At 48.8% G+C, this 16,131-nt stretch carries 11 protein-coding genes; all 11 read right to left on the bottom strand.

Going from position 1 to position 16,131, the window contains the following annotated elements; genetic code table 11:
• Positions 1-99: 99 nt before the first annotated feature.
• A complete protein-coding gene (locus QVE09_RS01820; RefSeq protein ID WP_315935408.1) occupies positions 100-2,451 on the bottom strand; it encodes a helix-turn-helix domain-containing protein in 2,352 nt (783 codons plus the stop codon).
• 294 nt (positions 2,452-2,745) lie between these two features.
• A complete protein-coding gene (locus QVE09_RS01815) occupies positions 2,746-4,449 on the bottom strand; it encodes an RICIN domain-containing protein (RefSeq protein ID WP_315935407.1) in 1,704 nt (567 codons plus the stop codon).
• A gap of 29 nt (positions 4,450-4,478) precedes the next feature.
• Complete coding sequence (locus tag QVE09_RS01810; protein WP_315935406.1) at positions 4,479-4,637, bottom strand: hypothetical protein; 159 nt, start codon at positions 4,635-4,637, stop codon at positions 4,479-4,481.
• Positions 4,638-4,723: 86 nt separating this feature from the next.
• The gene (locus tag QVE09_RS01805; RefSeq protein WP_017688479.1) at positions 4,724-5,671 is read right to left on the bottom strand and encodes a carbohydrate ABC transporter permease; all 948 of its coding nucleotides are present in this window, start codon (positions 5,669-5,671) and stop codon (positions 4,724-4,726) included.
• Positions 5,672-5,688: 17 nt separating this feature from the next.
• Entirely contained in the window at positions 5,689-6,534 is an 846-nt protein-coding gene (locus QVE09_RS01800; RefSeq protein ID WP_315935405.1) for a carbohydrate ABC transporter permease, read from the bottom strand.
• Positions 6,535-6,587: 53 nt separating this feature from the next.
• Positions 6,588-9,164 carry a DUF5696 domain-containing protein gene (locus tag QVE09_RS01795; protein ID WP_315935404.1) on the bottom strand — a complete coding sequence of 859 codons (2,577 nt, stop codon included), beginning with the start codon at positions 9,162-9,164 and terminating at the stop codon, positions 6,588-6,590.
• A 17-nt stretch (positions 9,165-9,181) separates the two neighbouring features.
• Positions 9,182-9,817 (bottom strand): YIP1 family protein, encoded by a 636-nt coding sequence (locus QVE09_RS01790; RefSeq protein WP_315935403.1) that lies wholly within the window; start codon positions 9,815-9,817, stop codon positions 9,182-9,184.
• On the bottom strand, positions 9,801-11,264 hold the full coding sequence (locus tag QVE09_RS01785) for a hypothetical protein (RefSeq protein WP_315935402.1): 1,464 nt from the start codon (positions 11,262-11,264) through the stop codon (positions 9,801-9,803). The genes QVE09_RS01790 and QVE09_RS01785 overlap by 17 nt, the downstream gene beginning before the upstream one ends.
• A 15-nt stretch (positions 11,265-11,279) precedes the next feature.
• Positions 11,280-12,155 carry a carbohydrate ABC transporter permease gene (locus QVE09_RS01780; protein WP_026081082.1) on the bottom strand — a complete coding sequence of 292 codons (876 nt, stop codon included), beginning with the start codon at positions 12,153-12,155 and terminating at the stop codon, positions 11,280-11,282.
• A gap of 2 nt (positions 12,156-12,157) precedes the next feature.
• Complete coding sequence (locus QVE09_RS01775; RefSeq protein ID WP_315935401.1) at positions 12,158-13,114, bottom strand: carbohydrate ABC transporter permease; 957 nt, start codon at positions 13,112-13,114, stop codon at positions 12,158-12,160.
• Positions 13,115-13,133: 19 nt separating this feature from the next.
• Entirely contained in the window at positions 13,134-16,031 is a 2,898-nt protein-coding gene (locus tag QVE09_RS01770; protein ID WP_315935400.1) for an extracellular solute-binding protein, read from the bottom strand.
• Positions 16,032-16,131: the final 100 nt, after the last annotated feature.

Below are 16,131 nucleotides of genomic sequence, written 5' to 3'. Positions count from 1 at the left end.
CTTTTTGAGTAATCATAAGATTGCGCTGGGGATGCGTAAAGGTACAGTTACGCTGAGAAAGTACAAATAGCGAATATAGTTCCCGAGAAACAGCCTACATTAACCGCTATGAACGTCCATTTTCCGAAATACACTCGGAGAAATGCCGCGTACCCGCTTGAAAGCTCGGCGGAATGAATGTGCACTATTATACCCGGTGGCCTCCGCTATCTCGTCAATGGTCTGAACGGTGGAGTGCAACAAGTTCGAGGCAGCATCGATGCGTACCCGTTCTACATAATCGGAAAGATTCTCTCCCGTATGTTCTTTGAATAGTTGGGATATAAACTTCTCGGACTTGCTCATGTGCTCCGCAATCCGATAGATCGTCAAGTTTGCATCCCCATAATTATGTTGGATAAAACAAATCATTTCGCTTACAGTATCCGCATGTGCTCCTGCTCTTCTTCTCTGGAAATCACCGCAGATGTCTTCCGTTAACCGTTTGAATTTTGCCCGCAGCGAAGTGATCGTTTCTGTCATCTGAATGGATGTCACCCGAGTTTTATATTCCTCCAGCAGGGAGGCATCCAGCTTGAATTTGGGTTCGTCCAGCTTCAGAAAAGTCCCCTTCAGCTCCATGATGAACTGCTGTGTCATCTCGTAGGACAGTTCCCGCTCTTCTAAATTACGAAGAAACAATTGCTCCAGAATGCGTATCGCCTCTTCAGGCTCCCCGACTTTGATCGTGTTCAGCAGGCGCTGTTCAGACTCAATCGGATAATAGAACATTTCATTTTCCTTCATCGTATCTTCAAATCTCACCAGATGATCTGTTCCCATATGAATGGCATAATCCAGAGCTTGTTTGGCTTCGTCAAAGGAACGCCCTGCATCATTCCAAACCTCGTAAGCTGCACCTGTGCCAATTGTTGTAGATATCCGATGCTCCCGGTAGATCACTTCCATCAAGGTGTTCAGCTCTTTTTCACATCTCCCTATAGCTTCATACAGTTGGTTCTCATCCAATGGACAGGCAAAAGCGATCTGGTCTGTTCCCCAATCCGTGATTAGCAGCTGCGCATTCCACTCTGTAAGTACCTGTTTGATGAGCAGCCTTGCGACACCCAGTTCATGGATAGTTTCTTCACTGTCCGGATTGGCATATCCGTTTACCTTCACTAAGCCTGCCAAGCCCTTGCTGCTATGAAGAGAAATGTGCGCCTGGGATGAGATAACCTCCAACTCAAGTGAGGTATAGACTTCTCCCGTTAACAAACGTTTGATAAAACCGTCTCTCAATAACGGAATCTGCTCATTCATGGCGTTTTTAAGTGAGTCATTATTAGCAATGAGATTGTTAATATGGCTTGCCAAAAAATCATATTCATTGCCCCGTCTGCCTGGGGAATCGGTGATTTGTTCCCGAAAAGAGGCCAACAATCTGTAAACGGGTGCACTATTCCGATAGGCCAGAACCAGCCCGAATAACAGTCCCAAGGCAATGGTTGCCAAAGTAAAGACCAGTGTGACTTGTTTGATTTGGTCCGCTTTTGTCATGAGTGCTTTCTCCGGAATCCCTGCCATGTAATTCCATCCATTTTGACTGGACTGCATCGATATCAGCAGCCGACCATCACTTCCAGGCTGTACATTCTGCACGTTCAGCTCCGTTTCCACAGCGTTATCTTCTCTCTGGCGACTCTGTGCCAGTTGCTCGGCTTCGGCTTGTTCAATGCCATGGGAGAAAATGATCTGTCCTTCCGCATCAGTGACGAGAGTCCAGCCGCCATATTGATCCACAATATTTTGAGTAAGGCTGGCCATCTGATCCTGATCAATCATGACACCAATCGTCGCTTGCGGTTTGTTGAAGCTGTTCAAAGGCAGAGATTGCAGAAACGTAATGGCGGGAACATCTGCAAGCACAGTGCCGAGTATTTCACGTTTATAGTTTCGAAGCGGTATGATTTCATTAAAGTGTGGTTGTTTGAGAATTTGGTCATGCCATTGATCAAACGACATACCGTCCAGCTGATTGGCAGCATAATAATGCTCTGGACGATAATACACAGTTCTTGGTGTGATGATGGCATTGTAGTTCGGAATGTGAATGAAGAAATGGGACAAGTAATCATTGGTACTGCTGTACATGGAGAGGCTCCGTTGCATACGGTTCATACCGTAGACATTGTAGAGATCATGCGGCTTTGGCCCAGCAATTAAATTTTGCAAATCGGGATTGACGGCAAGCTGCCTGGTAAAGGCTTCAACTTGAAGAAGGTTACGCTCAATGATCTCTTTCCCGAGACTCAGCGACTTCAAGCTGTTCTCAATGGAACTGGAACGGGCCGCTTCAATAGAAGCTCGGTAAGAGGCATATCCCGCAATTTGAGGAATCATCAGAATGACAAGATACGAAATGAGGAATCGGCGGAACACGGGTGAAAATTTGGACCATAGGAGCTGCATATGTACCCTCCCTTTTTTTATCGAGCGCTTACATTTCTCTGTGTTAAGGTAGCTGTTCAATGATACACTGGGCATTTCTTCCTGGTGAAGGTACAACTTCTTCCTTATGGTACATTTACATACTGTAGCGTACAATGCTTGCATGAAAATAATTGTTGGTCTGCGGGTTAGCGCACAAATATAGTTGTATTTTACCTTCGCATGACATCCATCACAAAGTATCAAAAATAAACGCAAAAAACCTCCCCAAGACATGGAATGACTTGGGGAGGTTTTTGTTTAATGTTGTGCTTATTAATTGCTAACGGCAACAAATTTCCATTGTTGGTTTGTAGCACCTGTGTAGGTGTTCTGTTGCAGCAAGGCTCCATCCGAAGTGGAAGCGTTTGCCACTTCAATCGCTTTATTGCTGTTCACGTTGATGATACTCCAGTACCCGTTACCAAGATCGTTGACCTTAAAATGCTGAGCGGTTGTGTTCAGATTGCTCATGAGTTGAACCGCTTCCCCATTGGTGAGGGTACCGTTGCGAATATCGATGACTTTGTCCGGTGAGTTCACACTTGTCAGTGTATAGTTGCCGTTTCCGATCGAAGTCAGAACCCACTTCTGAGGGTTACCGCCCAGATCGCTCCACTGCTGGAGCTGAAGATTGTTTTCGTTTTGACCACCAGGGACATCAACAACTTTGTTGGAATGCCGGGCTACAATTTTATAAGTTGCACCGGATACTAGACCTGTTGTTGGTCCACCTGTTCCACTGCCCGGGTAAGTCTGAGCACGTTCATGGTACCAGTTAAACAGGAATCGTCCCATGGCACTCCGTGAAGCATCTCCATCCCATTTCAGTCCAGCCGTTGGGTCGGCAAAGGAGCTTCGTGGTCCTTCACTTAGAATGAATCCGTTCATATGAGCTGCAATGCTGACATTGCCTGCTGCGTTAAAGATCGTTTTGGTATTCGTGCCGAAACCTTCATTGCTGCCATTAAACAAGTTCCAATAGGCCGAATCGCCAGGTTTGTTTTTGAACCAGGTTACCTCGGTAATGTTAATCGGATATTTGTCAGCGGCTGCCTTCACGTTGGTATTCCACTGGTCTTGCAGGATGGAGAAGTTGTCATATGCGCCATAACCAGGGTACCAGTGAACCGCATATCCATAGTTATTGAGTGGGTCAGTCAATGGATGGCTTGCCGTCAAACTGTAAAATTGGTTGTAGCCCAGACCTGCAGCCCAGATCACGTTGTCCGCACCTTTGCTACGAATTGTTGAAATCATGGAATTTTGGAAATTACGCAGGTCATTCCAGTGATCCACAAAGTCATTTTCCCCGTTGTATCCGCCCCAATGTCCATTAGCATAGGATTTCACCGGTTCGTTGACCAGTTCGAAGTGAACGTTATCAGCACTTTTGATCTCCGGGCGTGAAGCGAGATAACCCCAGATTTCGTTGAATTTTTGCAGGTTGGCAGGTGTTGTTGCCTGATCATCCTTCAATGTGAAGTCCAGTCCCAGGACAACATAGACACCTTTTGTTTTGGCATATTGAATGTAAGGAATAATTACATTTTGCGTAACGGTCTGCACACCGGCAAAGTTATATGTACCAGCCGCTACATCTCCCATGTCCTGACGATCGATGAACAGACGTACCTGATTCATATTCCAACCATGATTGCTTCCGTACTTCGCGCTGGTGTCCGCAAATGTATCGGTAATGTCTTTCAGATAAGCCAGTGTAGCTGCATGACGGTTATTGCCGTGCAGATTGAGATAATAATTGCTGTCCTGATAAGTCCAGTAGGCGCCTGAAGGTTGATGCCAACCGTTCAGAAGCACAGGCTGGTTGTTGCTGTTCACCAGGTTTTTGCCGTTTACGTGAAGCTTGCCCATCGGCATGCCCACCCATGCTTCGGCGCGGCTGCCTCCCCATGGAGCAATTGTGATCAATAAAGCTAGAATAAGTACAAGTTTACAAGATGTCATGAACTTCTTCACTATAATTCCTCCTGATCTGATATATTGTCTTACACTATTGCGAGGTAAGCTCCGTCAGAGTATCTCTGATCAAGCATATCGCTCAGGTCGGCGCCCGCTCCCGCAGCCCGTTCCACACCAGCAGGGGGATTCTGCGCAGGGAAGGATCCCGGTTCTGCTGTGAGCAGACGTTCATGAGAACGTTGCATGCCCCCTTTTCACAGATGGAATGTTGCATGAAGTTCCTCCTTCCTTTTCCACTTTGAACCACTTCGAATGTACAGGAGAACTTAACTTAACCGACGATTCCCGTACGCTCTACACTTTCTACGAAATATCGTTGCACAAACAGATAGATGACGATCAAAGGCAGAATGGCAAGAAGAATTCCTGTATCCTGGATCATACTCAGATAGAACGGATCGGCCTGGGAAGCGGCACCGTCAGTAACCTGTTGGGCCAGATTATACGGAAGGGACGATAACTGGGTCGACATGACTTTACTTGAAGTCAGATAAGTCGTCGTATAGAAACTGTCGTTCCACTGCCATACGAAGGAAAACAGCATGACTGTTACCATGGACGGAATGGCATTGGGCAGCATGATTCTTGAAAATGTTCGCCCGATGCCCGCGCCGTCCACATAGGCCGCCTCCTCCACCTCCTTCGGAATACCTCTGAAGAATTGCCGGAAAATAAAGATGTACAAGCCGGCCTTAAGCGAATTGGCCGTAATAGCCGTCAGAATAAACGGCCAATAGGTGTTTAGCAAATTAACAGGTTTGCCGGCTATAAGCGTCATAAGCCCCATCAGGTCAAAGCTTTTCAGATTCAAGTATACCGGAATGAGAATGGTCGTTGGCGGTACTAGAATCGTCAGAATTACACCGGCAAACAACCAGTTGCTTCCCCTGAATTTCAGTCTGGCGAATCCGTACCCTGCAAGTGCACAGGATGCTGTAGTCAGCAGTGTAGTCGTTGCAGACAGGGCAAACGTATTAAACAGCGTTGCCCAGTAATCCATTACGCGTATCGCCTGCTTGAAATTGTCGATGGAGAAGTTCTGTGGAATCCACACCACCACTGCCGAATACAGATCACCTTTAGCTTTGACGGATGTTGAAACCTTCTGAAATATGGGAAACAGGATAACGAAGGAAAGCCCGGTAATCAGAACGAATCGGATCATGGCCCACAGCCAGCCTTTCCAATGCTCCAGCGATAATAATCGTGATGTTGTCACGTCGGACACCCTCCTTTCTAATCTTGATAGAAGACTCGCTTCGAGAAAATGATGTTTACGATAACCAGAATGATGGCAATGGCCAGAAAGTAGACCCATGCCATGGCAGAACTTAATCCAAAGTCAAACTTGACGAAGCCGGTATCCCGGATCAGTTCCGTCATGGCGTTATTGGCAAACGAATCAATGATTGTATAGATCGCATTGACAAAAATAAGCGGGCTGACCATCGGGAACGTAATTTTCCAGAAGGCTTCATATCCCGTCGCCCCTTCCATCTTCGAAGCCTCATACAGTTGAGGGGAAATCGTCTGGATCCCTGCCAAAAAGATCAAAATCTGTACACCGGACTGACTGACGATCTGATAGATCCGATCTACGGCGCTGCTCAGATACGTAACGATCCAATCGCTCACTCCGGCATTAACCATTATGTTTTCGAGTTCAAATGTCCCGAGTGAGCTTCCACCTGTGCTGCTCTGATTAACCGCTTCAATCAGGCTGGTGCTTTCCAGTGTCATAATCACTCCCGATGCCAGAATAACGGGCAGGAAAAAGATCGACCGCGCTACAGCCCGGCCCCTGAACTTCTGATTCAGGATGACGGCAAGGAACAGACTGAATATAACGATAAGTGGTACGTTGATGAGTACATCTGTGATCGCCTCAATTAACGCACGGTTAAAGCTTGTATTGACGGTGAGCGCCTGAATGTAATTGGCGACACCGGTGAACTGAATCGCTATGCCTTCCGCGCTAGCTTGAATTGTACTCATGCTGTATCGCAGAGAGGCTAACAGCGGAATGAAGAAAAACAACACAAAACCAATGAGCCAGGGAAGCACATAGATTACGCCCCACATGGCTTTCTGCTGAGCATACGTACGACTTCCCCATTTCCATTTCAGGAGCGTCTTCAGAGCTGCTCACCACCAGTCACATAGCTTTGGGCTTCCACTGTATCGTTGTCAACTTCTACAGGGAAGTCGTTATAATTGACGATTACGAACCCGCCACCTTCATATGTTGTCCGGAAGACGCCCTCCTCCAGGGATTCATGGGACATCATGGAACGTCCGGCAAACGGCTGGTTCGCCTGGTTCACCTCATTGTAAATTTCGGCAGCCAGATCGATCCATTGTTCATAATTCGCCGCGTAGAGATCATCATAATCCGTTTCTTTCACCACATGGTTTGGCGCATTGAACCATGCAAAGTAAGGACTGGCTCCATATTCAATCAGCTTCAGCACATATTGCCTTGCATTGGTATATGTGGAGAGATTGTATGGCGTCCCCGTATAGCCGATGCTGCCGTGTACAACGAGCTGATAGAACGGAATCTCTTCATCCTCCAGCTTGAAGCGGCTGCTGGTCATCGGCGCATCTGTCAGACCTGTTACATACGGCAGGGCATAAGCGTTCCCGCCTTCAGCAACAAGCGAGCCAGACTGCTGGCGGATCTGTTCAAGTGCCTTTTTAACGGAGCCGAGCGCTTGTGTTCGGTCCACCAGCTTTTTCGGATTCATATCGCTGTTTAGCTGTGCTGCCAGGTCATTCAAGCTCAGCGACAGTCCATCCTTTTGAAGGGATCTGAGCTCATCTAACATGTCTGCCGTTACGTCCTCCAGCAAGTTGGGCGAAAGCACATAGGAAGGTGAACGATCCCGGTCCCGCCGCTGGATGGCCTGATTCATCGGATACATGACCGCCGGTTCCTGAGTTAATGTGCGTGAAGCTTCTTTGGACGGTTTAAACCCTTTTTTTGATTGCACATTCAGCAGAGCGATATCGGGATAGAAGCCGATGCCCGCTTCTTGTGTGTATGCGCTGAATTCCCGCAATCCCTTTTTTCCGCCTACCGCGCCGTCTACCTGGATGGAATCCGGCAGTCGATGATGAAGTCCGCCGTTAAGCCAACCCGCATAGCGTACCTGAATATTGGATACCTTCTTCTCCGTCAAGGCGGAGAGAATGCTTTTGGCTTCATCAAACGTGGTCAAAGCCTCCGTTGAGTCATACGGTATGCCCAGCATATGCTGCCTTGTTGTCATGCCGCCGAACAGTTGCAGGTAAAAGGGAACGTTACTCTGCTCCTTGCTTGCATTCAGCTCGGGAAGTCCGCCGTTTTGCATCAGATAATCCCGATAGAGAGATGCAAGCCCCGAGTACGAGGCCTTATCCGCCCCCACAAAAGCATATCGAACGACGAAGTCAGACATAGTCGGTTTCTTCTGGAATTTCGGAAGTGTACGAACCATATCACTTGCCTGAAGTGTCACATCGCTCTTGTTCACCACATAGAAGCTTGGATATACGTTGTTGTAGCTGTTCAGCTTGCCGCTGATATCGGCATTCACAACTGCAACGGCATCCCCTTCCTCAATAATGCCGAGGAAAGCTCCCTCTTTCCGAATCAGTCCAAATACCGGTAACCTGGCTCTGGCTTCATTCGAACTTGCTTCCCGCAGTTTCATGGTCATATCCGGTCCGTATATGTCTTGTTGATAGGCAGGATACTGCAGCTTACCATTGTTAAAATGAATCAGAGCTCCCGAACCGTCTGGCACCAGGATGGAGCCCTCTTCATCTGAACCACCGGCTCCGAAATAATCCAGCACGGATATGCTGTTGATCGGATATTCCTCCGGAAAATGAATACCTGAGGACGGAACACGCACGAGCAGATCCTCTCCATCCAGCTCATATTCCATCGTAAGCATAAACAGCCGTGGTCCACTTCGTTCCTCTTCAATGCCAAACTCGGCATGATCCTGAGCCAGATCCTCCGGTGTATAACCTGCTGTGTCAAAAGCCTTCAAGGCCCGGGACAGCTGCAATCCTTGCATCGCCTTATCAATCCGGACGTAAGCGCCTTCATCCTTGTCTTCCGCATAGCCGACCTTCAAGGCCCGCTGCCCGGCCTTGTCTAGCTGTGCAAGCAGCTTTTGTTCAAATCGCTCCTTGCTGATCTTCATCGGCAAGTCTTCGATGGATCGCTCAGTGCTTCCAAACTGGTAGTGGACCCGCACGCCACCTGGCAGCACCTCGTAGCTTATCTGCTTGTGTGCAACACTATCCGTGAAAGAATTCACGGTGCTGCTCTGTCCCAGGCTGTTGAAGAAGCTGAGCTTTGTTTGTGATGACAACAGGTCTTTGTTTATCCCGGCTGCAACCCCATCCTGCTCACGATCTGCAGGATTGCTGCGCCAGATCTGGCCACTCTGCGTGTGAATCACTGCAATCTCGGCAGTCTCTTCGTGAATGAACAACTGCAGCGCAGCATTCTGCGCAATGCCTACCATGCCGGGAAGGCGGACATCGCTGAACGATGATTTCAGTTTCTCTCCGGGAGGCAGGGAGGGAAAGTCCGTCGGATCTGCGGCAGTCACTGTCTCGTGAGCAAGCGGTGTTGGCGAGAATTGACAACCGCCAAGAAGCAGACTGCTCGCGAGCAGCATTCCTGTTATTTTTTTGGCTACGGCATATTTCATAACAAATTCCTCCTCCCTTAGCCCCGAAGCACTAATTCCTGATAGATGGTTACGACAAACGATACAATCTGCTGTACAAGACTGAAGAATAACAGGCACAGAAATGCCATAAACGCCATCGCTACAAGTGTCAGCAGCATCGTGAGCACCGTTTTGGCAGGTGTATACTGATGAACCGTCATATTTCCCACAAATAACAGATATACCGTCCACACAACGGCGAGTGCATTGGAGAAATAATAAAAGGCAGTTTCCTGCTGTGAGATCACAAGACTCAGCCAGATCCATGGGAAATGAATGAGGAACAACGGTACCAGTGCAAAACACGTTGACATGAAAATTTCGGAAAACTTTCCTTCACCGTCCATCAATGTGGTTAACGACCAGTTGGCCACACACCAAAACAGCACCGGAATAATGACATACACCATTTCAAGCAGACTGTTCAGGTACTTTGGATTACTGAGGTTAATGAGAAAACCGCTGTACTGGGCATGCAAAATTTTGGTGATGACCAGAAGCACCAGGATCATGAAAGCAATCAGCAGTGAGTTTCTCTGGTTCCGTTCATATTTCAATTCCCAGTATCCGTCAAACGGATGAAAAATCAGATGCAGCGGGTACTGGTATAATTGCTTACTTGATGCCTGCATTCGTAGTCCTCCTTTTCTGCCTGCGAACGATGATGACGGTGACAAACGCAGCGACAGCCAGGAATAAACCGGACATCATCCATGAAAAATGCTCACGCATCAGCTCTTTGCGGTACAAAAGAAAAGCTTTGGAATACCCTTTGGGCTCCATGCTGCGCTTGAAATATTTCGCAGACTCGGCGTAGTCCTTCTGACGAAGCAGTGCTTTGCCAATTCCCGCATACGCATATTCCAGATTAGCGTTCATCTCGGCAGCTTGGGCAAACAGCACTGAAGATTGATCTTCATCACCGTTATAGTAGCTGCGCACCGCTTCGTGGAGCGTACGTCCGTATTCAGTTGTTTGAAAGACGGTGATTTCGCCCAGCGCTTTATCCAGAATTAACATCCGGTCTCCCGCACGTTCCAGGGCAACAGGTGTATTAAACTGGCCCAGGCGGTTCCCGATGCCGCCAAAAATATGGAGCAGATATCCGTCTCCATTGTAAGTGAAGATTCGGCCCTTGCTGGAATCCAGTACGGAATACATGTCACTGTCCCCCACATCCACATCAATCAGGCGGGATGGACCCGATTCTTGGGTATATACCATATCACCTTGTGGAGTTTGATAGCCTTCTCTGCGCAAAATGTCTGTCCCCTGGGCATTCAGCTTCTTGACCGGTTCTTTGCCGCGATCCCCGCTAGTGGCATAGATGAAGCCCTCTTCATCCATATCCAGATTGGTAAATTCCGTCGGAGTGAACATCACCATCTGGCTGCGCTGCTCCCGTGTTGCAAACCGTTTCCACAGATATTCCACCGGGTCCACCTGAACTCTGTTCGCTCCAATGAAGGAAGAGAACGTGCCATCGGCGCTAAACTCCATGAATCCATCAAATACGCCTTCGGCCATGACGTAGATGCGTTCCCCTTTGTCCATAACAATCCGCATCGGTTTAAACTGGAAGTCTGCTTTTAGCAGATCCGATTTCGGTTCAGACACAATCTTGACCAGCTTCCCCTGTTCATCCAGATGCACCACCCGGTGATTATCCGAATCAGCAACCAGCAGATGGCCTTTTTCCGTGACGTACAATCCCTGTGGATTTTTAAAATGTTCTTCCTTGCCTTCCTGCTCAAATGAATCAATCGTCCGTACCAGCTTGAAATTGCGATCCATCTCAATGATCCGGCCATTGCCCGAATCGAGCACAAAGACGTGCTGATTGGCGGTAACATGCATGTCGCTTGGCTCTTTCATAGGAGTTGTGTTCAGCTTCTTGCCGGTGATAATGGTTGTTGCCTCATATGCCGCCGGTGCCGGAACTGCGTCACCCCAGAAGGAATAAAGATACGCATCCGTTTTACCGTCTGCACTCACGTAGGGCGCCTCTTGAACGAACAACAGGAGGCAGATCATGCCCATGATGATCGATTTACGTTTTTTCCATGTGCTTCTCCGCACCTCGCTGCCTCCTTTCTACTCTTTCATGCCCGAAGTGGCCATCGTCTGCATAACACTGCTCTGAGAGATGATAAACAGGGTGATTGGTACGATCATCAGCAGCAAGGCAACAGCCGCACCTACACCCGCTCTTGCAATCCCTCCCTGTACAATCTGACTGAGCGCATAATGCAACGTTTTGAGATTTTCACTGTAAATGAAACTCCCGCCATCCGTTCCCCATAGCGCTGGAAACTGCAGGATCATGAGCGTGAGCCATGCCGGCTTCACATTGGGCATCACGATGCTCCAAAATATCCGGTATTCATTGGCTCCGTCGATTTTGGCTGCCTCCAGCAAAGCATCGGGAATCTGCTCCATGAACTGTTTCATCAGGAAAAGTCCCAGCGAGAACGCAAGTGATGGCACAATAATCGATGCATGAGTGTTAATCCAGCCAAGCCAGGACATGACCATGTAGTTCGGAATCGCCGTGACATGTGGCGAGAACATCAGGGACAGAATGACAATCGTGAACAACACTTTGGAACCCGGAAAACGATATTTCGCCAGCGGATAAGCCGCTGCAGATGCAAGAAGGATATGCCCCGCTGTGCCAAGTATCGTAATGAGCAATGTGTTGGCAATATAGCGGGATAACGGCACCCACGAATTGCCCATGAGGTTGATCAGATCGGCAAAATTCTCCGTTGTCGGATTGTTCACCCAGAAGCGCGGCGGGAAAATAAACAGTTCATCCAGCGGCTTGAATGCATTGTTGACAGCATAGATGAGCGGAAGCACCATAAAGGAGCCGAACACGCCCAGCAATGCAAATAACATCAGGCTGACGGTAAATGACCGATTAAGCCTTTTTGGCATGCCAAACACGGCACGTACTTTGCTGGTCATCGTCATTCACCTATCTTTCTAAGCATTTTTTGCGTGAGAACGTTTGTACCCAGCATCAGGGCAAACAGGACCGTTGCAATGGCCGAGGCGTACCCCATCTCGAAACGAATTGTTCCGAAGTCCATCAGATGTGTGACAACCGTGTGTGCCGCATAGTTTACGCTCGGGAAACCTGCCAGTGCGATGGATATCTCGGCTACGGCGAAGGAGGCGGTAATCTGCATTACCGCACCAAACATCAGCTGCGGTCTCATCGAGGGCAAGGTGATGTACCAGAGCTCCTGCCAGCGGTTTTTGATCCCGTCTACGGTTCCTGCTTCAACCAGAGAACGATCAATGGTTTGCAGTCCTGCAATAAAGGCCAGGAAGCTGGTTCCCAGGCTCAGCCACAGCTGTACAATAATGACGATTGCCAGTACATACTTCTCGTCTGCGAGCCATTGGATCGGTTCCAATATGACGCCAAGGCGCATCAAGAAGCCGTTCATATATCCGTAGCTGTCACCCGAGAAGATGATCAGCCAGATGAAAAAGACGTTGCCCGATATGGATGGGGCATAGAAAACCAGCGTCATGACCGCCCGAATTTTAGGAGACAGCTCATTGATGATCCACGCAAACAAAAAGCAGGCAATATAGCTGACAGGGCCTGTAATTACGGCAAAAAGCAGCGTGTTTTTGAGCGCGATCAGAAATACGTCATCGTTCAGGAAAAGCCGGGAATAGTTCTGCCAGCCGACAAATCGCGGCAGCTCCAACATATTGAAGTGAAAAAAGCTGAGCCCGAGTGAAATGCCGACCGGAATGACAGTAAACATGAAAAAAATCAGCATAAACGGTGCCATCAATACATAATAATGCCTGCTGAGATACAGATCCCGCTTCAATAGGGACCACCAGCCGACCTGGCGGGTATGGACGGCAGGAGCGGCGGCTGTCTTGGTAGTTTTAGCTTGCAACCGTTACCCTCCCTTTCCTCTATTTCAGATTAAATTCCTTGCGTTTCAACTCAATTTCATCATCGATGTACAACACATAGTCCGATAAAGCTTCACGCGGATTTTCATTAGCATTGACCACCTTGCGGAAGGCGTTGTCCAGATGTCGTCCCGTGAAATAACCTCCAGGAAGCTGCGGGATTCCCTGTACCCATTCCCATTGTTTCTCGAGATTTTGATAATCCTTCACAGGCCAAGGCAATTGCTTCAAGGCTTCGATATTGGCCGTCGGGTAACGGGCAGCCGCTCCCATAAGACCTTCCATTTCTCTCCCGTATTCAATCTGGGTCTGCTCATCAGTCCACCACTTCATGAACTTCCACGCCGCTTCCTTGTTGTCGGCATTTTCGAGCATCATCACCGCGCTCGTAGCGCTGGCCACTTCGTGCCGAATGGACCCATCCGGAAGCTGTGTACCCGGTACAATCGTAAAGTCCCAGAGATTGCGGATTTCGGGAGCCATAACCGTCAGCATGTTATACGTGGTGTAATCAGCAATCCCGATCGGCATTTCCCCGGTACGGAAGCGGTTCGGAAAGTCAGCTTTGAGCGGAAACTTGTAATTGGTATAAAATTGCGTCCAGCGTTTGAACGCGTCCATAGAAATCTCCGAATCCAGTGCACTTTTCTTCTGATCTTCGGTGTAGAACGTCCCGTCATTCTGATATAACAACATGGCAAAGGTTGAATTCGGAACCAGGTTGGCATTGTTCAGCGTATCCTCAATCGGCAGATAAAACTGCATATTATGCTTCTGCAGCACGGCGATGGCGTTATATACGTCCTGCCACGTTTTTGGTGGTTCGAGGCCCAGTTCATTCAGAATATCTTTGCGGTAAAAGAGCATTGGAAAATGCTGCTGCTCCGGAAGGGCATATACCCCGTCGTTGTAGCGATAAGGCGTCAATCCGCTTTCACGAAACCTGCCCGAAATTTCCTCGAAATCAGGGAACTGGCTCAGATCCGCTGTTGCATTCCTCATCGCATAATTCACCGGAATGTCTTCGCCCATCTGCATGGCTACATCCGGTCCTTCCCCCGAGAGTGTAGCGGGCAGCAAAATATTAGGCGGAACGAGACGTAACTGCACGGACACATCCGTATCCGGGGTAAACGAATCGTCGATCATACCTTTCAGCACTTGGGCCTGATCCCGTCCGGTTGTGATCCATACGGTGATGGCATCCTTCTTTTGTTCCACGTTACCAATGCTGTCGTAATCTTCGGTATAAGAGGCAACATACGCGCCCAGTTCGTGTTTTACCTGCTGGATGGTGCTCGCTTCCGCTTTTGGCAGGGACTCACCCGGCGGAGATACGATAAGGTAGTCCAGCGTAATCGGCTGTTCACGCACCGATAGAATCCACGTACCGAGACCACCTACGTTAATTTTGAACGTATCCAGCCGTTTGGGAATCGTCTCTGGTCTGGCCGCCATATCTTCAAGCTGCAATACCATGGCGTGCAGTACGGCCACTTTGTCACTTTGCTCACCCGTGGCCTTTTCCAGGTAATCTGCAACCGAGCGCAAGGTATCAGCCTGTCGCTCAAAAACCTCCGTCATCTCCGGAATACGACGTTCCAGCTGGTAATCCCGCAGTGGGTCCGGACTGTTGGAGGTGATCATTAATATTTTGCGATACATCTCATTCAGTTCCAGTACGCTGGATTCCACGGTCCGCAGCAGCGGAGCGATGTCGCCAAGTGTAACCGTCATTCGGATTCGATGTTTCCCTTTTTCCAGATGAAACTGATATGGCTGATCTTCTCCCGATCCCAACACCTGAGTTTGCCAGGCAGGGCTGTAGTTAAATCGAATGCGTTTCATTTCCTTAAACGGAACTTCGCCGTTAATCGTCAGACTGCGGGTGGCATAAATGCCACGCAATTGATCCTGTTTCACCTTAAGCGCAATTTGATATAATCCGTCTTCAGGCACGTCAATTTCCCACTCAATCCATTCCCCAGGCAGCTTCCAGTTAATGCCCCCGATGGCGTTCATGCGAATTTTCGAGACATTATAAGGCTCCAGTGAAGGGCTTGATCGGTCCGAGATCGGTGCCAGTGTAGGGGATGATTTGCTGACAGCTTCCTCCCCCTGCACTTTCAGCATGACAGGAGCAGCTTGTTTCAAGCCGAGTGAGGCATAGGTCTTCTCCAGCTCTGTATAGGACGGGACTTCACCTTCCTGGTACAGCTCGATATAATCGATCGCCATGCTTTCTCTTAATGAAGTGAGCGAAAACTGCTGATTGCCTTTTTCAAAATAAAACTGAAACGGTTCCTCGAAGTACCCTGCGCTGTCCTTGAAGGAAGTCAGTTGCCATTCGGGCTGCTCCACTTGTCTTGGTCTAAGCTCGTTGCCACGATCGTCCTGCCGGACGTTATCCTCGCGATTCCCCCATACCCTGTCAAACAGAAGAATATCGGCCCCTCTGAACGGGACCTTACCATTAAGCTCAAGCCTGCGTTCGATCCCGGAGCTTTTGCCTTCTACGGGATAATAGTGAATGCGAATGTTGTACAAACCGCTCACTTGAACGGGAACATCCCAGCGAATGGTTCCGGTTTCCGGCGTAATTACGGCATTTCCGTCTAATCCGGCGTACCCTTGCACAACCTCAAATTCCCCATCCTCTGCCTGAACATAAGATTCGCCTTCGATGCGTACAATATCATCCGGTTTGGCCGTATTGTCATGAGCAGTCAGATAATGCTCATAACTGAATGAATCCTCGGTTCCCGATACCGCCTCAAAGTCCTCAAGCGCATGTACCGTTCCCGGATTACGATCCCGCGATGGATATAGTGTCCATATGGAGAGCACCAAGGCCAGGACAAGCACCAGGATTAGTCCCTTTTTCTTACGTGACCGCATGTTTGAATGTATCCCCTTTCCTGTAAGCGTTGAGAGAACTGAACGATTGACTAACCCGGACAGACCGCACCTTCACTGGTGCGTTCTGCCCGTGTAACGT

The organism is Paenibacillus sp. ClWae2A (genome assembly GCF_032452295.1).
In the GTDB taxonomy this organism is placed as follows: domain Bacteria; phylum Bacillota; class Bacilli; order Paenibacillales; family Paenibacillaceae; genus Paenibacillus.
Note: the sequence above shows the minus strand (reverse complement) of the source record. Positions and strands in the feature narration are given on the sequence as shown.